20 protein-coding genes are annotated in these 20,007 nt (G+C 71.8%); 16 read left to right on the plus strand and 4 right to left on the minus strand.

The window, feature by feature from the left end; translation table 11 throughout:
• Positions 1-6: 6 nt before the first annotated feature.
• From PUR61_RS24565 to PUR61_RS24630, 14 genes are all read left to right on the plus strand, one after another.
• Positions 7-570 carry a formylglycine-generating enzyme family protein gene (locus PUR61_RS24565; RefSeq protein ID WP_329881544.1) on the plus strand — a complete coding sequence of 188 codons (564 nt, stop codon included), beginning with the start codon at positions 7-9 and terminating at the stop codon, positions 568-570.
• Positions 567-1,010: a hypothetical protein gene (locus PUR61_RS24570; RefSeq protein ID WP_329881545.1), complete on the plus strand. Its 444-nt coding sequence runs from the start codon at positions 567-569 to the stop codon at positions 1,008-1,010. The genes PUR61_RS24565 and PUR61_RS24570 overlap by 4 nt, the downstream gene beginning before the upstream one ends.
• Positions 1,010-2,044, plus strand: coding sequence for a glycosyltransferase family 2 protein (locus PUR61_RS24575; protein WP_329881546.1), 1,035 nt, complete (start codon positions 1,010-1,012; stop codon positions 2,042-2,044). Before PUR61_RS24570 ends, PUR61_RS24575 begins: the two co-directional genes overlap by 1 nt.
• On the plus strand, positions 2,041-2,988 hold the full coding sequence (locus PUR61_RS24580; protein ID WP_329881547.1) for a radical SAM protein: 948 nt from the start codon (positions 2,041-2,043) through the stop codon (positions 2,986-2,988). The genes PUR61_RS24575 and PUR61_RS24580 overlap by 4 nt, the downstream gene beginning before the upstream one ends.
• Positions 2,985-3,542, plus strand: a complete 558-nt coding sequence (locus PUR61_RS24585) for a phosphoribosyltransferase (RefSeq protein WP_329881548.1) — start codon at positions 2,985-2,987, stop codon at positions 3,540-3,542. The genes PUR61_RS24580 and PUR61_RS24585 overlap by 4 nt, the downstream gene beginning before the upstream one ends.
• A complete protein-coding gene (locus tag PUR61_RS24590) occupies positions 3,539-4,672 on the plus strand; it encodes a glycosyltransferase family 4 protein (protein WP_329881549.1) in 1,134 nt (377 codons plus the stop codon). The genes PUR61_RS24585 and PUR61_RS24590 overlap by 4 nt, the downstream gene beginning before the upstream one ends.
• Positions 4,672-5,535 carry a 5'-3' exonuclease gene (locus tag PUR61_RS24595; RefSeq protein WP_329881550.1) on the plus strand — a complete coding sequence of 288 codons (864 nt, stop codon included), beginning with the start codon at positions 4,672-4,674 and terminating at the stop codon, positions 5,533-5,535. Before PUR61_RS24590 ends, PUR61_RS24595 begins: the two co-directional genes overlap by 1 nt.
• Entirely contained in the window at positions 5,529-6,149 is a 621-nt protein-coding gene (locus PUR61_RS24600; protein WP_329881551.1) for a PIG-L deacetylase family protein, read from the plus strand. The genes PUR61_RS24595 and PUR61_RS24600 overlap by 7 nt, the downstream gene beginning before the upstream one ends.
• Before the next feature lie 46 nt (positions 6,150-6,195).
• Positions 6,196-6,792 (plus strand): GTP cyclohydrolase I, encoded by a 597-nt coding sequence (gene folE, locus PUR61_RS24605; protein WP_329881552.1) that lies wholly within the window; start codon positions 6,196-6,198, stop codon positions 6,790-6,792.
• 76 nt (positions 6,793-6,868) lie between these two features.
• Positions 6,869-7,579, plus strand: a complete 711-nt coding sequence (locus tag PUR61_RS24610) for a glycosyltransferase (protein WP_329881553.1) — start codon at positions 6,869-6,871, stop codon at positions 7,577-7,579.
• Between the two features lie 126 nt (positions 7,580-7,705).
• On the plus strand, positions 7,706-9,793 hold the full coding sequence (locus PUR61_RS24615) for a DEAD/DEAH box helicase (RefSeq protein WP_329881554.1): 2,088 nt from the start codon (positions 7,706-7,708) through the stop codon (positions 9,791-9,793).
• 493 nt (positions 9,794-10,286) lie between these two features.
• Positions 10,287-11,525, plus strand: a complete 1,239-nt coding sequence (locus tag PUR61_RS24620) for a hypothetical protein (RefSeq protein WP_329881555.1) — start codon at positions 10,287-10,289, stop codon at positions 11,523-11,525.
• Between the two features lie 453 nt (positions 11,526-11,978).
• Positions 11,979-13,040: a 5-methyltetrahydropteroyltriglutamate--homocysteine methyltransferase gene (locus PUR61_RS24625; RefSeq protein ID WP_329881556.1), complete on the plus strand. Its 1,062-nt coding sequence runs from the start codon at positions 11,979-11,981 to the stop codon at positions 13,038-13,040.
• Between the two features lie 176 nt (positions 13,041-13,216).
• Positions 13,217-13,420 carry an antitoxin gene (locus tag PUR61_RS24630; protein WP_329881557.1) on the plus strand — a complete coding sequence of 68 codons (204 nt, stop codon included), beginning with the start codon at positions 13,217-13,219 and terminating at the stop codon, positions 13,418-13,420.
• A 90-nt stretch (positions 13,421-13,510) separates the two neighbouring features.
• Here PUR61_RS24630 and PUR61_RS24635 read toward each other — a convergent pair whose 3' ends face one another.
• Both PUR61_RS24635 and PUR61_RS24640 read right to left on the minus strand, forming a co-directional pair.
• Entirely contained in the window at positions 13,511-14,806 is a 1,296-nt protein-coding gene (locus tag PUR61_RS24635) for a cytochrome P450 (RefSeq protein ID WP_329881558.1), read from the minus strand.
• A gap of 5 nt (positions 14,807-14,811) precedes the next feature.
• Positions 14,812-15,099, minus strand: coding sequence for an acyl carrier protein (locus PUR61_RS24640; RefSeq protein ID WP_329881559.1), 288 nt, complete (start codon positions 15,097-15,099; stop codon positions 14,812-14,814).
• Between the two features lie 250 nt (positions 15,100-15,349).
• Here PUR61_RS24640 and PUR61_RS24645 point away from each other — a divergent pair, with 250 nt between their 5' ends.
• Together PUR61_RS24645 and PUR61_RS24650 are read left to right on the plus strand one after the other, a co-directional pair.
• Positions 15,350-16,579, plus strand: coding sequence for a beta-ketoacyl-[acyl-carrier-protein] synthase family protein (locus tag PUR61_RS24645; RefSeq protein WP_329881560.1), 1,230 nt, complete (start codon positions 15,350-15,352; stop codon positions 16,577-16,579).
• Between the two features lie 199 nt (positions 16,580-16,778).
• Positions 16,779-17,543: an ABC transporter permease gene (locus PUR61_RS24650; protein WP_329881561.1), complete on the plus strand. Its 765-nt coding sequence runs from the start codon at positions 16,779-16,781 to the stop codon at positions 17,541-17,543.
• A gap of 68 nt (positions 17,544-17,611) precedes the next feature.
• Here PUR61_RS24650 and PUR61_RS24655 read toward each other — a convergent pair whose 3' ends face one another.
• Together PUR61_RS24655 and PUR61_RS24660 are read right to left on the minus strand one after the other, a co-directional pair.
• On the minus strand, positions 17,612-18,538 hold the full coding sequence (locus PUR61_RS24655) for an alpha/beta fold hydrolase (RefSeq protein ID WP_329881562.1): 927 nt from the start codon (positions 18,536-18,538) through the stop codon (positions 17,612-17,614).
• Positions 18,539-18,813: 275 nt separating this feature from the next.
• A complete protein-coding gene (locus PUR61_RS24660; RefSeq protein ID WP_329881563.1) occupies positions 18,814-19,587 on the minus strand; it encodes an ABC transporter ATP-binding protein in 774 nt (257 codons plus the stop codon).
• Between the last annotated feature and the right edge of the window lie 420 nt (positions 19,588-20,007).

The following is a 20,007-nucleotide window of genomic DNA, read 5'->3' on the forward strand; positions in this document are numbered from 1 at the left end:
GAAGCGATGACGACGAACCCGCCCGGACGAACGCTCGTCTGGGTGCCGGTGCCGGGAGGGGTGTGTCTGTTCGGCGACCGGCATAGGCCGCTGCGGGTGGTCGACCTGGAATGGACGGTCACTCCGGTCACATCCGCTCAACTCGGTCTCGGCCCCAACCACCGGCCGCTGGTCGGACTGCCCCAGGCTCAGGCGGCCCGGATCGCGGCCGATCTGGGCGGTCGGCTGCCCGTGTCGAAGGAGTGGGAGTGGGCGGCCTCGGGGACCGAACGCCGCCCGTACCCCTGGGGCGACGAGGAACCGGACGACGGCCGGGCGAATCTTCGCGACGTCTGCGGGCGGCTGACTCCCGTCGACTCCCACCCGCGCGGGCGGACACCGACCGGCCTGTGGGACATGGCCGGCAACTGCTGGGAGTGGACCGCCTCCAAGACGATCGGCGGCGGCTTCGTCATCCGCGGCGGCTCCTACAACTCCCTGCCGCTGTACGCCAGGTGCACGTTCCTGAACGCCGCGCCGGCCGAGTCCGCCTCGACAGGCATCGGCTTCCGGGTGGTGAGACCGGCGTGATCGGAGACCTCGTGATCGCGGGCTGCTCGCGCCGAAAGACACCGGAGACCGGCCTCGTGCCCGCCCTGGAACGGTACGCCGGGGGCATCGCCCCGCAGCTGCGGGCCCGCTTCGCCGAACACCCGCACGCCCGCAGCCGGATCCGCTTCCTCTCCGCGGCCTACGGCCTGGTGGGAGCGGACGACCTGCTCGCCGCGTACGACCAACGTCTCGACTCGAACCGGATCGAAGGACTGCGCCCGATCGTGAACACCCAGCTGCGACGCGACTTCGCCGCCACCGGGGTTCCGCGACGCGTGCTGCTGGTCCTCGAACCCGACTACCTGGTCCTGCTCACCGACCTCCTGGCGCTGCCGGAACGGCCGGTTCTGCAGTGGATCCCCGACCCTCGCGGCTGGCCCCAGGTCGCCGCTGTGCTCGACGAATGGAGGTGGCCGTGATGCACAGCCTCGCGGGCACGCTCAAGGCCCGGACCAACGCCCACCGGCACTTCACGACGGGATTCACCGAACGCACTGCTCTGGGCTGGCACGAGCCCACTCCGGCCGGCGCCGGTGCCGGCCAGGCACTGTCGGTCGTGATCCCCGCCCGCAACACCGCCTTCGCCCTGCCGACGGTGCTGGACGCGATCACTGCCCAGCAGCACTCGGCCGACGTGGAGGTGATCCTGGTCGACGACGGTTCCACGGACACCACGTTCGACATCGCCCGCCGGCACCCGGCGGTCACCACCGCGGTACGCCTGGCCGACCGACGCGGCTCGGCTACGGCCCGGAACGTCGGTGCCCGGCTCGCCCAAGCCCCGACAGTCCTGTTCGTCGACGCGGACATGGTGCTGCCCTCCCACGTGTTCGCCGACTTCGCGGCCCGCGCCGCAGGCGACACCGTGCTGACCGGGTTCCGGCACAACGTCTCCTACCAGGCTTCGTCCCTCGGCCGGCCGCTGCTGCCCGACGGGCCGCCGCTCCTCGCGGCCGACCACCGCGTCACCTGGAAGCCCCCGGTGGGCAAGCGCCTGCCGTACTCGGGCATCACGCTCACCGACGAGCTGCACGGGCGCCCGCTGGATGCCACCGACGACTTCCAGACCCTCGGGTACGGACGCTCCTACTACGACTGGGACCTGCCCAGGATGGCCGTCACCGCGCTGCTCGCCGTTCCGCGCGAGCAACTGGTGGACGTCGGCGGCTTCGACGAGGAGTTCGGTGCGCTGGGCTGGGGCATGGAGGACACCCACCTCGGCGCGGCTTTGATCGCCGCCGGCTGCCTCGTCATCCCGCTGCGCCAGGCCGTCGGATACCACCTCGACCCACCGGACGCCACCGCCCAGTGGCAGAGCAAGCTCGCCGCCTGGCCCGCGACACTCGCCCACTACCGCCGCCTGCTGGCCCTGCCCGCACCCGGCGGGCGCGGGCATGCCTTCGCCACCGCCGCTGACAAGCACCTGACCGACGCCGAGGTGATCACCCGATGATCCGTACGTTCGCCGCTGCCACGTTCGGCGGCACCACCGTGGTGCACGACCCGGCGGTCGGCACCAACCACCTTCCGCCCCAGTCCCTCCCCACCGGCTGCGTCGCCCTCGACGACCAGCAGGTCGCCGCCTGGCCCCAGCCCGACCCGGCCGACCTCGCTCTCGAATACCCGCTGAGCATGTGCTGGTCCCCGGTCGTGCGCTGCAACCTGGACTGCCCGCACTGCCTCGACGACAAGAGCGTCCGCGAGTCCACCGTGGGCGAGCGGCTGACCCTGGCCGCGCACATCGCCGCTTCGGGTGTCCTGGGCGTCGACATCTCCGGCGGCGAGCCCCTTCTGCTGCGTGATCTGCCCGACCTCGCCCGGGCGATCCGCCAGCAGGGCACCAGCGTCGTCAGCTGCACCACCAACGGCTGGCACCTCGCCCGCCGCACCAAGGAGATCGCCGACGCCTTCGACGCGATCCGCGTCTCCCTCGACGGCGCCACCGAAGCCACCCACGACACCTGGCGCGGCCAGGACAGCTACCGCCGGGCCATCGAAGGCGTCCGCGCCGCCGCGGCCGAGGGCCTGTTCGTCCAGCTCCAGATGGTCCTCATGCAGTCCAACAAGCACGAGGCCCAGGAGCTGCTGGAACTCGCCGACCACCTCGGCGCCGGCGGGGTGACCTTCCTCCAGATGCTCCCCATCGGCTCCGGTTCGGCGCTCGCCGCCGAGCAGACGCTCACCGACGAACAGGCCCAGGAGACCGTCGCACCGCTCACCGTCCCCGACGGCGTCCGGGTCCGGCTGCGCACCCGCACAAGCGCCGGCGGCTTCACCGTCCTGCGCGCCGACGGCTACGCGTGGCGCAACACCCGAGGTGCCACGGGCATCTCCGCGTTCATCCCCGTCACCGGCCCCGCCGACCTGCGTCTGCCCGCCCCAGGGAGCGCCTCATGACCGACGCCCCCTACGCCGCGAGGCGGGTCTTCGCCCAGCACGTCCCGTTCGCGCCCACGCGCTACCAGTGCTTCGACGCGGCCCGGCTCCTCGCCGAGTCCCTCGTCGGGACCGACCCGGAGGTGACCTGCGTGATCGGCATCGCCTCCGGCGGGATCGAACCGGCCCGCCTCATGGCCGACTACCTCAAGGTGCCCTTCCACTCGGTCACCGCCAAGCACAACAAGAGCGACGCGCCGTGGCAGCAGGCCACCGGCAGCGTCGACGTCGTGGTCGACGGCACCCTTCCCGAGTACTTCGTCGGCACGGTGCTGCTCGTCGACGACATCGCCGGCACCGGAGCGACGTTCTCCGCCGTCTCCGAGGCGCTGCGCGGGCGACTCGACGACGGTGCCGCGATCATGTCGGCGGCGCTGTTCCGCAACCGCGGCTGCACGCAACCGCCGGACCGGTGGGCCTGGACCGTCAACGACTGGGTCGTCTTCCCCTGGGAGCGTGCGCACGACGGCCCGACCCAGCCGCTCCCGCCCTTGCGACAGGTGAGCGCCCGATGATCGCCCACGCCTCCTCCCGCGGAGTCCTGCTGGTCCTCGTCTCCTGGACTCCCGACGCCCCGGCCGGGATCGAACGCGCAACGGCCGCCCTCGCCGTCGGCCTCGCGCGGAACGGCCACCGGCCCGTCATCGCGACCGCCGCACCCCAGCCCGGTCACCCCGGCCTTCCCGGTGTCGCCATCGCCCGTCTGCGGCTCGACGGCGTCCAGTTCCCGTGCGACGACGCCGTACTGCGGCGCGCCGTCACCCAGCAGGATGCCGCGCTGACCCGTCAGCTCCGGGACCTGATCACCGAACGGCGCATCGACACCGTCCTGTTCACCGACGCGCTGTGGGGGCTCGGCCGCCTGCGCGGCGACGTCCCCGGCCACGTCCGCCGGGCGCTCGCCGCCCACGTCAAACCGCACACCCTCGACGCGGGTCCCGCACTCGCCCGCGCCACCCGCGTCCTCGTACCCTCCGTGGTTGTCCGCGACGAGCTGGCCGGCTGGAGCACCCGCCCTGTCCGCGTCGTGCCCAACGCGCTCCTGGCCGACGCCTCGGTGGCCCTGCCGCCGCCGTCCCGCCGCGAGCAGCTGCGCCGCAGCGGCCCGGTGCGCGTCCTCGCGCGGCTCGGACCGGAGAAAGGTGTGCTCGAACTGCTCGAAGCCGCCGCCGGGTGGGACCGGCCGGTCGAAGTGGCCCTCGCCGAGGCCGGGTTCGAGGCCGACGAGGGCTCCCAGTCCGAACTCCTCGACCGCTGCCGCGCGGCGGCGGCCCGCACACCGGACGTCCACCTGCGCGGCGCGCTGGCCTGGGACGAGGTGCTGCCCTGGCTCGCCGGAGCGGCCGCCGTGATCGTCCCCAGCCACCAGGAGACCTTCGGCCTGGTGGCGTTGGAGGCGATGAGTGTGGGCACCCCGGTCGTCGCCTACCGTGTGGGCAACCTGCCGGCCCTGATCGACCCGACGGGCCACGGCGACCACCTGCTCGTCGACCACGACGAGGGGCCGTCCGCCCTCCACAAGGCGGCACAAACCCTTCTGGAGGATGACATACTGTACGCCGCGACTACACAGACCGTGTATCGGCGGGCGGCCGCGTTCGAGCCCCGCCGAATCGCTGACTTCTTTCTGGAGGCGGTGTCGTGATGCCCGAAACCACAGCTACCCCTGCTCCGTTGCTGCTCGTCGACGGATTCAACCTTCTGTGGGCGGGCACCTTTGGCTTCCCCGCCCCGATCCACTCCCGCGACAAAACCCGTGAGCTGACCGGGCTGTTCGCGTTCTTCGCCCTGCTGCGCGCCGCGATCCGTGACGACCTCGACGTCACGGAACCCGAGGTCCTGGTGGTCTTCGACGGCGAGCACGGCTCCGCCGAACGCGCCGCCACCGACCAGGAGTACAAGGCGAACCGGGAGGCGACACCGGAGGCGCTCAAGCCACTGCAGTTCCTCGCCCCGGTCAAGGACGGGCTCGACGCGCACGGGATCCAGTGGATCGAGGTGGACGACGCCGAAGCCGACGACGTCATCGCCACCCTCGCCACCCGGGCGGCGGATTCCCGTCCGGTGCTGATCATGTCGCGCGACATGGACTACTACCAGCTCCTCGACGCGCGCGTGCGCATCCTCAACCGCTCCCGGAAGTCCTCCCGGCGGATCATCACCGCCGACCAGGTCCTCACCCGCTTCGGCGTCACCCCCACCCAGTGGCCGGCCTTCCGCGCCCTGACCGGCGACAAGTCCGACAACATCCCCGGCGTGCGGGGCATCGGCCCGAAGGTCGCCGCCACCCTGCTGCGCGACGGCATGCGGCTGCGCGACCTGCCCGGGTCCGGACGGCTGACCGGCGCCAAGGGCACGGCGATCACCACCGCCTGGGCCGACATCCTCCGCTGGGAGGCGATGATCACGGTCCACCGCGACCTGGCCGTGCCCGTCACCCCCACCGGCCTGGCGAGCCCCCAATTGCCGAGGCCCGCCGACGTCGTCGAGAAGCTGGGGCTGTGGTAGCCGACTCGGTGCCGGGCTCGGTCCTGGCCGTCTTCGCACACCCCGACGACGCCGAACTGTGGGCCGGCTCCACGCTCGCGCTCCACGCCAGGTACTCCCCCGTCACCATCGCCGTCCCGCACCGCGACGACGTCCGCGACGCCGAGGCCCGCCGGGGCGCCGCACTCCTCGGCGCCGACCTGCACCAAGTACCCCGGCTCGACCACGCCCTGCTGCAGCAACTGCTGCTGGAGGAGCGCCCGGAGATCGTCATCACCCACCCGCTCGACGACGTCCACCCCGAGCACCGGGCCGTCGCCGTCGCCGTGCTCGCGGCCGTCCCCGAGCCCCGGATCACCACCGGCCGTCCGAGCCGTTTCTACACCTGCGACACCTACAACTCGCTCACTCTCGACGGACCGGTCCGCGCCGACGTGATCGTGGACGCCACCGCGACCTTCGACACCAAGATGGCCGCACTGCGCGAGCACGCGAGCCAGCCCGTCGAGCAGCACTTCGGCCCCATGGCCGAGACGCTCGGCAGGCTCTGGGGCGCCCGGATCGGCACCGCGTACGCGGAGGCGTTCACCGTCGTCCCGATCCTCGGCTGCCTGCCCTGCGCCGCCCACCTCTGACACACCGCACCTCACGCCCTCCGTCAACTCACCCCAAGGGACGACCATGACGTCCATACCCGTGCACGCCCAGCGCCGCCGCCCCGTCGACCGCCACCGCGTCGAAGAGCTGACCCGCCACCTGCTGCTCGCCCTCGGCGAGGACCCCGACCGCGACGGCCTCAAGGACACACCCCGCCGATTCGCCGACTGGTGGAGCGAGTTCCTCGACCACGACCCCGGCCGGCTTGCCACCACCTTCGCCCAGGAGGGTCAGTACGGCGACTTCGTCCTACTGAGCGGCATCGAGGCGTGGAGCATCTGCGAGCACCACCTGCTCCCCTTCCGCCTCGAAGTCTCCATCGCCTACGTTCCGGACACCGCCGTCCTCGGCCTGTCCAAGCTGGTCCGGCACCTGGAGGCCCGCACCCACGCCCTCCAGCTCCAGGAACGCATCACCCGCGACGTCGCCCACGACCTCGCCAAGGCGGCCGGCTCCGACGACGTCGCCGTCTTCACCGTCGGCGAGCACCTGTGCATGAGCATGCGCGGCGTCAAGGCCAGCGCCGTCCGCACCACCACCATGTGCCGACTCGGCCGTACCGAGAGCGACCCCGATCTCGCCGCCCGGATCGAACGCCTCGCCCTGCCCATCCCCGCGTGACCGACGCGGCGCCGATTTCGAACCGCTGCCGCCCGGGGTTCCCGCTTCGACCGGTACAGGAAGGAAGGACACCGGATTGGCTCCGGCCACACCCGTACCCAACGTGGACACCACGCTGTTCACGCCCACCAGGATGCGCTCGACCGAGCGGGCGGCCCTGCTCCAACGCCTCCTTGCTGTGGACCCGTTCGATCCCGCGCCCGGCAACCGGGGCATCACGTCCGAGGGCGTGGACCTCGCCCGCCTCCGGATGCAGACACTCCACCTCGGACCGCTCGTCGTCGCCGTTCTCGGTCCCGGCCGAGACGAACGCCTACCTCTTCTGTTCGACGCCATCAGCACGGCCGGCCGCACCTTGGAGCCACGCGTGCAACCCGTCCTGGTCGTCTGCGGCAGCCCGAGAAGCGGGAGCGACGACGCCGACCGCCTCCTGTCCCTCGTGATGACGACCGGCCTCCGCGAGTCCGTCCTCCTCGCGGGCCAAGTCCCCCACGGGGAGTTGCCCTCGCTCTTCGCAGCGGCAGACGCGTACGTCAGCGCCGCCCGGCACACCACGGCGTCCCTCTGGGAGGCCATGGCGTGCGCGACCCCGCCGATCCTCCTCTCCGACGCCGATGTCGAGCAGGTGATCGTTCAGGGCGGCTACGACGCCAACGGATGGGTCAGCGACCCCTGCTCCGAAGGCCTGGCCGCCGCCCTGGTCCAGGTCTGCCTCGACCCCGCCGAGCGACTGCGACGCGGGACCGCCGCCGCGGCGCGAGCCCGCGCACAGGGCACCTCATCCTGATCCCTCGCCCGGCGACCCGTCCGATCGTCGGCCGACGAAAGTCCACCACTTCCACGCCGGTTCCCTGGCCCCGAAACACGAGGCCGGGGAACCGGTTCCCGCCCGAACTCCTACCGCAGGACAGCCATGACCTCCGTCCTCACCGAACCACGTGCCTTCGCCGGCCTGACGCTCTGGCCGGAGCAGGCCGAGGCGGTGGAGAAGGCCTGCGCGATGCTGGCCGAAGTCCCAAAAGTCGTCGTGCTGATGGCCTGCGGATCCGGGAAGACCGTGACAGCGGGCGCCATCGCCAAGGAACTGGTCGACCCGAACACCGGCAGCGTGCTGATCGCCGTACCCACGCTGGACCTGGTCGCCCAGATGCTCACCCAGTGGCTGTGGGCCTTCGGCTCCCGCGCCCTCGGCGAGGTGATCGCGGTCTGTTCCGAGCCACGGGTGCTCGACCGGTTCAACCACGACACCGACGGCGCTCGTGCCCAGGTCCTCAGCGACCCCGGTGCACTGGCCGAGCGCATGGCTGCTGGCCGGAGGACCACCGCCGTCTGCACCTACCAGAGCCTGCACGCCGTCATCGCCGCCCACCGCGCCGGCGCCCGTGCCTGGGACCTCGTCATCGCCGACGAGCTCCACCGCTCGGACAGCAACAGCTGGGCCCGGATCCGCGACGACCGGCTTGTTCCGGCCCGACGCCGCCTGTCCATGACGGCCACACTCAGGGACCTCGTCGGCAACGACGGCATCCTGGTCCGACGCGACCGGTTCGGTCCCATCGCCTACCACCTGTCCGTCGGCGAAGCGGTCGAGCGCAACCGGCTCGCCGACTACGAGCTGGTCGTCGCCGACGCCGCCGACCGGGCTGTCACCGAGCACATTCGGCAGGGCACCTTCCTGACCGTGGGCCCCATGCACATCGAAGCCGGCGTATTGGCGAAGGCCGTCTCGGTCCTGCGCGCGGCGACGGAGCGCGGCGCCCACCGCATGATCACCTACCACTCGACGGTGGCGTCAGCCCGCACCTTCGCCCACGTCCTCCAGCACGCGACGGAGTACCTACCGCCCGAGCACCGACCGCACTCACTGTGGACCGGGCACGTCAACGGACGCCAGGACCGATCCGTCCGCCAACGCATCCTCGACCGCTTCCGGACCAGCACGGACGGGCTGGCGGTCCTCACGAACAGCCGCCTCCTGGTCGAGGGATTCGACGCCCCCGACACGGACGCGGTCGCCATCGTCGATCCACGCCGTTCAAAGATCGAAATCACCCAGATCGCCGGACGGGCCCTGCGCCGAGGCGACCCGAACCGCCGCAAGGTCGCAGCCATCATCGTCCCGGCCACCGCCACCGACGACGCGGCCACCCGCAAGGACAGCGGCTTCGACTCCGCCGTCGCCACGATCGAGGCCATGGCGGCACTGGACGACCGGCTCCACCGCCACCTCACCCGGCTGCGCCGGCCCCACGACCGCGTGAACCGCCCGGCACCGGCCGCCCTGCTACCGAAATGGATCTCATTCAGCGGGACCGGAATCCCCGAGGGATTCATCGACGCGATCACCACCAGAACCGTCCTCTCCACCGCATCCCGAAGGGAACGCCACCTCGAAGACCTGCGGCACTTCCAGTCCGAACACGGCCACCTCCGCGTCGACCGGGACTGGATCGGCCCCAGCGGAGAGCGAACCGGGCTCTGGCTGAACAACGCCAAGCACCGACACCGCCAGGGCTCCCTCCCCTCCTCCGTCGCACACCGGCTCGACGAACTCGGCGTGGTCTGGAACGCCCGGGACGCCGAGTGGGAGCAACTTCTCCAGGACCTGACCGACTACAAGGCGGAGCACAGTGATCTCCTGGTGCCGAGCACGTACGTCACAACCGTCGACCAACGGCCCCTCGGCGCCCAGGTCCGCGGCAAGCGCGTCCGCTTCGACTCCCTCAGCACGGACCAGCGCCGAGCCCTGAGCAAACTCGGGTTCGTAACCAACGTCGCCGAAGCCCGCTTCCGGGACAACATCAAGCTGCTGAAAGCGTTCGCGGCTGAGCACGGCCACACACGCGTCCCGGTGTCGGGAGAGGGTGGTGACCGTGATCGCCTCGGAAACTGGTTGAAGAACTGCCGGCAAGGTGCCCGCAAGGGCACACTCGCATCGTGGCAACACGCCGAACTCGTGGCGTGCGGCGTCGACCTCCCTCCGCCCACCGACAGCACTTGAGCACCCCGCGGGCGCTGATGTCGAGCGGGGAGCGCCGCAGCCGGTCCAGCTCCGACATGCGCCGCCCGGCCGCAACGGCGGCCGGCTCGGCCAGGCGCCGGGCCTGCTCCGGGCTCGACGCGCCCGCCCGGGTCGCCCACAGGCCCCGCTTCTCCGCACGCTCGCGGGCCCCGGGGATCAGCCGCTCCAGGGTGGACACCCCAATCATCAGCCCCAGACGGCGTCGCTGACCTACCTTGCTGTTCCTGACCGACAGCCGCCGACTCCACCCGGAACAGCCTCGCCACCGAGCCCAAGGGCCGTCCGGTGGAACTTCCCGACGGATCGTCACCGGACGGGCGATTCCCCGCCCGCTGCCGCGGCGGGGTGTGCTCATGCTCTGGGCACACCCCCCGTTCGCCCACGGAGCCGCCATGTCCTCGCCCGCCAGCCCCACCCGTGCCCGCTGGGCCCCTCGCGGGTCGTCACGGCGGGCCTCGCCGTCGGCCTCTTCGTGCTCGCCGGTGTCGCCGCCGCCGGGATCGACGAGCCGGTGCACGAGGTGATGCTGCACGGCCGCCGCCTGGCCGTGGTGCTGGTCTGCTCGGTGGTCGGGCTCGCCCTGGTGGCCTGGCTGCTGCTGCGCCCCCGCCCCGCCAAGCCGTCCACCCTGGGCTGGTTCAGCGTGAGCGTCAGCGTGCTCTGCCTGCTCGCCACCGTCTTCGTCTGGGGCGTGGTCGCCGCCGACGACACCCTCACCGGCTCCCCCGGCACCGTGGTCACCACCCAGGCGGCAGCCACCTCCTACCTGCGCGACGACGGACTCGACGGGATGCGGCAGATCCCCACCGGCGTGATGATCCAGACCTCCCAGTTCACCGACGCCAACAACATCCGCCTCACCGGCTACCTCTGGCAACGCCTGCCCGCCGACGCCGACACCAAGACCGCCAACCTCGAACTCCCCGCCGCAGTCGACGGCGGCGCCACCGAACAGGTCTACCTCCACACCAACAGCGACAACACCAAGACCGTCGGCTGGAAACTGCGCACCACCCTGCGCGAACAGTTCGACTACAGCAACTACCCCCTGGACCGGCAGGTCATCTGGTCGACGATGTGGCCCAGGACCCCCGGCACCGTCCTCGTCCCGGGCTTCGCCGCCTACCCGCCCTGGGAACCCGCCACGGCCCTCGGCCTCTATACCGGCATGGTCACCGGCGAGTGGCGCGTCCACTTCAGCGCCTTCTCCATGGGCGAATCCACCACCCGCTCCACCCTCGGCCTCACCGGCGCCACCACCGACGCCACCATCCCCGCCCTGCACTTCTCCACCGGCGTCACCCGCGAGTACCTCAGCCCGCTGCTCGACCGGCTCGTCCCGCTGATCGTCATCGCGCTGCTGGTCTTCGCCTCGCTCTTCGTCGTCACCATCGACAGCGACCGCCGCTCGCTGGCCGGCTTCTCCACCTGGACCGTCATCGGCTTCTGCGGCGCCATGATGCTCGTCGTCGCCGTCCAGCACAGCTCACTGCGCTCCACCACCGGCTCCACCGACGTCGTCTACGCCGAGTACTTCTACTTCATCCTCTACCTGGTGATCGCCCTCGTCGCCTTCAATGTGGTCGAGTACACCTCCACCCGCCGCTTCCGCCTGATCGACTGGAACGGCAACATGGCCGCACGACTGCTCTACTGGCCCGTCGTCACCACTCTGCTCATCACCACCACCGTCGCCGTCTTCCTGCTCTGACCGGGGCACCGACAGGATCCGCCCCGATCGGCGACGGACCTGGTGACCGCGGCGACCTGGTGGGAGTCCTTCCGAGCACGCCGCCGACCGGGGCCGCCGGGGACCGCCCGCGAGGCTGGGAGCACGGAGGTGGATCCGTCACCCCTTGCGGTCAGGGGCCTTGCTGCGGCTTGGGGGTCCGCGTCGCGGATGCCCAGCGCGCCGGCCGGCACGGCCTGCTCGTCGTCGCCGAACAGGTACAGCACGGCGGCGTTCGGTGCGGCGGCGGCGCCGTCGTTCGTCCCCTCCGGGTCCAGCAACCGGTCGAACAGGTAGCTCTCCCACACGCGGCCCTGCTCGGTTCCCGTGCTCCCGGGTCAACCGAGCGGGACGCGATGCCCTGAAAGTGGCTCACCCGGACATCTCGCACGTGTCGGCGGCGCCTTGCGCTTCCGCTCCCTCTACTCTGCCGCCGTGATCCCTACCGAACTCATTGGCAGCATCCCCCGTCCCCCCGCGCTCCAGGTCGCGGCCTCGGACCTCCGGGCCGGGCACCTCAGCAACACCGAGTTGGCCGCGAGCCGGAGCCAGGCCGTCCGCGAGACCGTGGAGAAGCTGGCGGCCACCGGGTCGCCGGTGCTCACCGACGGCGAGCAGGCCAAGCCCAGCTTCCTCACCTACCCGCTCCAAGGGCTGTCCGACCTGGACCCCGACGGCGCCGTCGTCCCGTTCGCCGACGGCCACACCCGGCAGCTGCCCCGCCTGACCTCCGGCCCCTTCCGCTACAAGACGTACGCGCAGGAGTACCTGCGGGCCGCGAAGCAGCACACGGATCTCCCCGTGAAGCAGGCCGTCGTCGCCCCCTCCGCCCTGAGCCTGCTCTACCCGCCCGACGGGATCGCCGGCTACCCGCGCGAACAGTTCCTCGACGACCTGGCGGGCGAGGCGGAGACGGACATCCGCGGCTGCCTGGACGCGGGCGCGCACGTCGTCCAACTGGACTTCGAGGAAGGCCGCCTGTCGCTCAAGCTCGACCCGAGCGGTCAGCTGCTGCGCGACCTCGTCGAGCTGAACAACACGGTGCTGTCCCGTTTCACCGAGGCCGAGCGCGCCCGGATCGGCGTCTACAGCGGCTCCGGGGCCGACCTGGACTCCACCCACAGCCTCGACGTCGACTACGCCGACCTGCTGCCGCACCTGTTCGAGCTCACCGCGGGCAACTTCTACCTCCAGCTGGCCGGCGAGGCCGACCCGGACCGGGTCCTGGGCATCGTGGCCGGCCAACTGCGGTCCGGCATCCGCGTCTTCGTCGGTGTGACCGACCCGATCGACCCACGCGTGGAGACGGCCCAGGAGGTCCGCGACCGCGTCCTGCGCGCCGCCCGCTACATCCCGCTCGACCAGCTCGGCACCTGCGACGACGCCGGCTTCGCACCGTTCGCCGACGACGCCTCCACCTCCCGGGACACCGCGTTCGCCAAGATCCGCGCCCGCGTGGAGGGCACCGCGCTCGCCGCCGAGCAACTGGGAGCCTGACCAAGGTGGCACGTTCGCCCACCAGGTGAGGGCTGCCGCCCGACGGCGCCCACGATCCGGCGAATGGGGACGAACCCACCACGCGGAACGGGCTGAACTCCGCGAGCCACCCGCCCAGGTGGCGGAGACATCCGCCCGCCCCTCGCGGGCGTCCGGAACCAACGGAAGGAGACCCCATGGGGATTCTGGACAACATGGCGCAATTGCTCAAGGGACACGAGGACAAGGCCGGACAGGGCATCGACAAGGCCGGGGACTTCGTCGACGAGAAGACCCAGGGCAAGTACAGCGAGCAGGTCGACACCGCCCAGCAGAAGCTGAAGGAGCAGTTGGGCGAAAAGGCGCCGGACGCCGACGAGGACGCCCCGCCGCAGGCGTAGCCGCAAGCCGGTGACACGTCCGCACGCACCGGGGTTCCGGCGGCACGAGCTGCCGGAACCCCGGTCCATTGCTCACCGGGGAAAGTCGTCTCAGTACGGTGGATCGCCCAGGCGCACGCGCAGATGCTGCACGCTGCGGGTGAAGACCGACTGGACGTGGGTGACGGACTGTTCCAGCAGGGTGGGCCGACGCCGGAGCAGCGCGTCGAGCGCGAGTCGGGCCTCCAGTCGGGCGAGCGGTGCGCCCAGACAGAAATGCGGTCCCAGACCGAACGAGAGGTGCGGGGTGTCCCGCGTGACGTCCAGGTCGTGGGGGCGGTCGTGGACGTCGGGGTCGCGGTTGGCCGCGCCGAGCGCCAGGAGGACGAGGGTTCCCTCGGGTACGTGCTGTCCGCCGACGGTGGTGGGTGCCAGCGCGATGCGGACGGTCACCTGCACGGGTGGCTCGTAGCGAAGGATTTCCTCCACGGCCCGTTCCATCGCCTGCTGCCCGAAGCCGGCGGCGGTGAGGTGGTGGAGCTGGGCGGGGTGGGTCAGGAGCGCGTGCAGGCCGTTGCCGATCAGTCCGACGGTGGTCTCGTATCCCGCGGCGAGCAGTTGGGCCGTGGTGGCGATCGCTTCGGTGACGGGAATCGGTCCGGTGTCGGGCGTCACGGGTGCGGCAAGCCTGGCCAGCATGGTGGACGCGGCCCCGGAGCCGGCTTCGTCGGCCCGGTCGGCCTGCCGCAGGTGCAGGCGCAGGTGCTGGACCAGGGTGATACGGGCCTGTGCGGCGTGGCGGCGTTGCTCGTCGTCGAGCAGGCTGGTGGGGTCCATGCCGTTGATGACGGTTCCCGCGCACTGTTGGAAGCGGTCCTGCTCCTCGGCGGGGATGCCCAGCAGGTGGCTGATGGTCCCCATGGCCAGTGGTTGGGCGATGTCGGTGACGACGTCCACCTGTTCGCCCCGGCCGGCGGGGGCGAGCAGGGCGTGCAGGTTCCGGGTGATCAGTGGTTCGAGCTGTCGACTGGCCTGCGCCGTGAAGGCGCCGCTGACGAGGCGCCGGATGCTGGTGTGGTGGGGCGGGTCCGTGCGCAGGAAGGAGCGCGCCGGCATGCCGTAGCCGGTGGTCTGCCGTGCGGAGGCGGCGCCGTGCCCGAGCGCCGGGTCGCGCAGGGCGGCGGCGCACTCGTGGTACCCCAGGAGGACCAGTGCGCCGGAGGCTGTGCGGTGGACGGGACCGGATGCTGCTCTCAGCTGCTCGAAGAAGGGGTAGGGATCGGAACGGAAGGCCGCACTGGCGGGGTCGAAGGGGAGTTGGGCGGCGAGCAGGTCGACCGGCCCTGCGCCGGGTGCCGGCGGAGCCGGGCGGACGGCGGGAGCGAGGGAGGGGGAGGCGCTCTGCACGGGGGCTAACCGGCCGACGGCCCGGTGGCGGCGGTCACGGCGGCCGCGGCGTTCAGCATGCGGTGGGCCTCCGCGATGGTGGTGACCGGTGTGAAGTCCAGGCCGAAGCCGATCTGCTCGCCGGTCTCGTTCTCGACGGCGACCAGCAGCTCCGCCAGGGCGAGGGAGTCCAGCTCCAGGGACTCGAGGGTGCCGTTCTCGTCGATCTCCGCAGGGGAGACCGCGGCGATCCGCGCGAGGATCTCGATCAGCCGGGCCCGGCTCATCGACGTCTGTGTAGGTGCTGAAGTCATCTGTCCTTCTCTGTTCGTTTGATAGCCGTTTGTAGTGCTTTAACGACCGGATTGCGTTTCCTTCAACGGCCGTGGGGAGCAGACGGCACGCACTTCGGACCGTTCGGGGGGCGGCCGCACGGGTGTCCCCCGTTGGGCGGCAGACAGTTGCCGATCACGGCCGGGCTCGTTCTCGACCTGTGACCACCGAGCGCTTCGACGTGCCCCGAAGCGCTTTCGCTGCTCGACCGGCCGTAGGAGGACACCGCTCGTGCCGCACCCTGTCCACATCGCCGTCACCGGCCTGGGGTTGATCACCCCGGCCGGCCACGACGCCGACGCCGTCTGGTCCGCCATGTGCGCCGGCCGGGGCCTCGCCCAAAAGGATCCGGAGCTCGTCGGCCTGCCCGTCGACATCGCCTGCCGCGTCGAGGACTTCGAACCCGTCGCCGCCCACGGGCGACGGCTGGCCCGCCGGACGGATCGTTTCTCCCACTTGGCGCTCAGCGCGGCCAGACAAGCCGTCGTCGACGCCAAGCTCGACCCCGACACCTGGTCTCCCACGCGCATCGGCGTCGTTCTCGGCACCGCCAGCAACAGCCTGGAGACCTACCTCGAAGGGTTCGCCCTCCTCGGCCAGGAACGTCCCACCCTGGTCTCCCCCCTGAGCCTGCCCCGCAGCCTTCCCAGCGCGGCCGCCGCCGAGATCGCCATCGACCTGGGGGTTCGCGGCCCCAACTTCAGCGTCTCCAGCGCCTGCGCCTCGGGCGCCACCGCCCTCGCTGTCGCCCGCGACCTGATCGCCGCCGGAGCCTGCGACATCGTCCTCGCCGGCGGCGCCGAGTCCGCCCGCGACCGCATGACCGTCACCTGCCTGACCCAGGTACGGGCCCTGTCCCGCCGGACCGACGCCCCGCGCCTCGCGTCCCGCCCGTTCGACACCGACCGCGACGGCTTCGTCCTCTCCGAGGGCGCCGCCGTCCTCGTCCTCGAACACCCCGACCACGCCCTGCGCCGCGGCGCCCACATCCGCGCCCGGCTGCGCGGCTACGGCAGCAGTTGCGACGCCCACCACCCCGTCGCCCCGCATCCCGAAGGCGCCGGAGCCGAACAGGCCCTGCGCGCCGCACTCCACAACGCCGGCCTCGCCCCGCGCGACATCGGCCACGTCAACGCGCACGGCACCTCCTCCCACGCCGGCGACGCCGCCGAGGCACAGGCGCTGCTCCGCGTGTTCGACGGCACCCCGCCGCCCGTCACCGCGCCCAAGAGCGTGCTGGGCCATCCCCTCGGAGCGGCCGGGGCCGTCGAGGCGGCGCTGACCGTGCTGACCCTTGAGCAGCAACTCGTCCCACCGACGGCCAACCTGCTGCGTCAGGATCCCGGACGGGAACTCGACGTCGTCACCGGCCGACCGCGCCCCGTTCCGGTCGACGCCGCCCTGTCCAACTCCTTCGGCTTCGGCGGCCAGAACACCGTTCTGGTCTTCACCACCCCGTGAGGCCGTGGGCCGACCGTGGCCGTGGAGGCGGCCGGCTCCGGCGTGTCCGCAGCCCGGGCGCCCCGTCCTCCGCTCCGATGGGGACCTGGTGGGGAATGCCTCACCCGGCACGACAGCTCACGACGCCCCGGGCGGTTTCCCACCAGGAGGACACATGACACAAGAAGGGCATCCATCGCCTGCCCTCCGCGCCGGCCGGATGTCCGAGACCGCCGGAGGGATCCGCCCGTCACTGCCCCGCACCCTGGCGACCGCACACCGCGTCCTCGACCAGCTCTCTCACGATCCGCGGACCGTGCTGCTGATGCTGGCCGTTCCGTCCGGGTTGCTGACCCTGCTGAAGGGGGTCTACCACTCGACACCGGCGGCGTTCCAGAGCGTGGGCGGCTCACTGACCACGGTGCTCCCCTGCGTGAGCATGTTCCTGGTGTCGTCCATCGTGATCCAGCGCGAACGCGCCTCGGGCACCCTGGAACGCCTGCTGGCCATGCCCATGAGGAAGTCCGATCTGATCGCCGGCTACACCCTCGGATTCGGCATCGTCGCCGCTCTCCAGGGCTCTGTCGTCACCACCCTTGCCCTGAGGTTCCTCGGCCTGCACATCGCCGGCCCGTGGTGGCTGCTCCTGCTCACCGCCATGAGCGCCGCCGTCCTCGGCCTCTCCCTCGGACTGTTCGTCAGCGCCTTCGCGGGAAGCGAGTTCCAGGCCCTGCAGTTCATGCCGGGCGTGCTCCTGCCGCAGTTCATGCTCAGCGGCGTCCTGATGCCCCGCGACCACCTGCCCGCAGGACTGGGCACGGCCTCGCACTTCCTGCCGCTGTCCTACGCCGTGGACTGCGCCACCCAGCTGCGCTGGCACCGGGAGATCAGCACCGTGTTCCTCCACGACATCACGGTCCTGTGGTGCGCCGCCCTCGTGGTGCTCGCCGCCGGCGCGGCCACCCTGCGCCGGCGCACCCGGTGAGCGGCCGGGAAGCCGCGCGGCGGCGGCATGCACTGCCGCGCGTTCGGCTCGGGATGCCGATCGGTCGGTCAGCCGGTGGCCGCGGGCACGACGGCCGCCGTGCGGTAGGGGCGTTCGAGCTCGGCGAGGTAGGGCAGGTCGTCGAGGGGCTCGTCCAGGAGGAAGCGGCGGGTCAGATCCAGGTGCTCGCTCGGGCGGGTGAGGAAGACGAAGTGGTCGCTCTCGCGGATCGTGGCGAAGACACCCTGCGGGCAGCGTGCGGCAAGCGCGCGGCAAGCCGCCGGAGGGGCCGGGACATCGTGTTCGCCGGTCACCGCGAGCAGGGGCGCCCCAGGCCCGTCACCGGTCAGCGGCGGTGCCGTGTACTGGAGTTCCAGACAGCGCAGCCACCTGTGGAACTCCGCGTCGTCGGAGCGGTGCAATTGCTCCAACATCGCCCGGCGCAGCACCGCGCGCCCCCGCACGGGCAGCGCGGGGTCCAGGCACAGCAGCGCCGAGGCGATGTAGTCGGCCGTCGCGGGGCGGCCTGCTTCCATCAGGCGCTCGGCGAGCTCGAGCGGGCCCATACCCGGGGGCAGGTGATCGCCGACCCGGCCGCCCGGGCCCGTGAGCACCACCCGCTCCAGCCGGTCGGGGTGGCGCACGGCGAAGCGGTACGCCAGATCCCCCGCGAACGAGCCCCCGCACACGTTCACCCGGGCCAGGCCGAGTTCGTCGAGGACTTCCCCGAGGCCGTCCGCGAGGTCTTCCATGCCGACGCCGGCCGGCAGTACGCCGGGAGCCGTGACGCCGCCGATCCGCACGCCCACCAGATCGGCCCACGAAACGACCGCCTCGGCCTGCTGCGCCATGATCCGAGGGCTCTCGGCCGGCGCCCGGACGACCAGCACCGGAGCGGTGCGCGGCGAGGGACCGGTCCTGAACTCGACCTCGAAGTCCACCGGCCCGACGCGGACGACCCTCACAGACGCGGACGGCTGTGCCACCTCGGTCACTCTCCTTCTCCTTGGTCGTGGCGGCCGCGCCGACCTCTTGTCGGGCCCTGCCTGCACCTGACGGCCGGACCGGGCCCACGGGCCCGCGCGGCGACACACGGATCCTGGCAGCCGCCGCCCCCCGCCCGTCCACTCCACGATCGTCCGGACGAGTGATACCGCGCGCTGGGTCAACTCGTTCGGGGGAACGCCTGCTTCGCCGAGCTCGACCGGCGCCGGCGGCCGAACCCACGCCACCGGTCGCGCGGTCGACCGGGGGCCGTTGCGCGCCGTCGCTACCGGCCGTCCGCGGCAAGGGCCGGCACCGGGCGATCCTGCTCGACCAGGACGAGAAAGGCGTCCTCCGCCCGGTCGGTACCCGTGCGGACCAGCAGATCCTCCCGCGCTCCGTGCGCCAGCACACGGCCCTCCCGCAGGAGCAGCAGCCGGTCGCAGCGGTCTGCCTCGTCCATGACGTGGCTGGAGACCAGCATGGTCATGCCCTGTGCCGCGAAGGAGGCGAACAGCTCCCACAACTCCCGTCGCAGTACCGGGTCGAGCCCGACCGTCGGCTCGTCCAGGACCAGCAGGGGCGGCGAGCCGAGCAGTGCCACCGCCAGCGACACCCGGGCGCGCTGGCCGCCGGAGAGACGCCGTACCAGTCGGCGCTGGCAGGCGATCAGATCCACAGCCGCGACCACCCGGTCGACTTCCGCTGTCCGCAGGGCCCGAGGCACACCCAGGGCCGTCGCGAAGTAGCGCAGGTTCGACCGGACGCTGATGTCCGGGTAGACCGAGGGGGCTTGGGAGGCATATCCGATCCTGCCCCGGAGGGCAGCGGATCCGGCCCGCAGGCCCAGCACCTCCAGACGTCCGCCGAGGCCGGACTGGATCCCGACCACCGACCGCAGCAGCGTGGTCTTCCCGCACCCGCTCGGCCCCAGCAGCCCGGTGACCGACCTGGCCGGCACACGGAACCCCACGTCCGTCAGGACCGTACGGCCGCCTCGCACCACCCGGAGCCCGTCCGCCCGCACCACGACACTGTCCGGCTCGCCCGACTTCTTCATACCCCCAAGATCACAACAGCGCTCGACGACGGTCAAGCACGCAGGCAGGTGACAGCAGTTGTGCCGAACGGGAAGTCATGGTCCGGCCCGCACCGCCTTCCCAGCCTGCCCGCCTCGTGGACGGGCGCGAGGGCAGCGGGGCCGACGGAGCCTGCCACGACTACGAGGGGCCCTCCGGCGAGTACGCCGGTCTCTGCGATGGCGTCGAGGTCCCGCTGCCAGGTCCTGACCGCCGGAGGTGTGCTGCCGACCGCCCGAGCCTGCCGCCCCCTGGCATCGCCCGCCCTCGTCGCCAACTGTCCTGGGGCCACGTCCGCCTCTACGGCGATCCGAAACTCGACCGCGGTTCCAGCCTGGAGATCGGCGGCGCCGAGACCGGGCCGGCGGAGGCCCGGTCGGTCGGCCGGTACCCCTGTACTG

It is taken from the genome of Streptomyces sp. BE20, assembly GCF_036322525.1.
Classification (GTDB): Bacteria; Actinomycetota; Actinomycetes; order Streptomycetales; family Streptomycetaceae; genus Kitasatospora.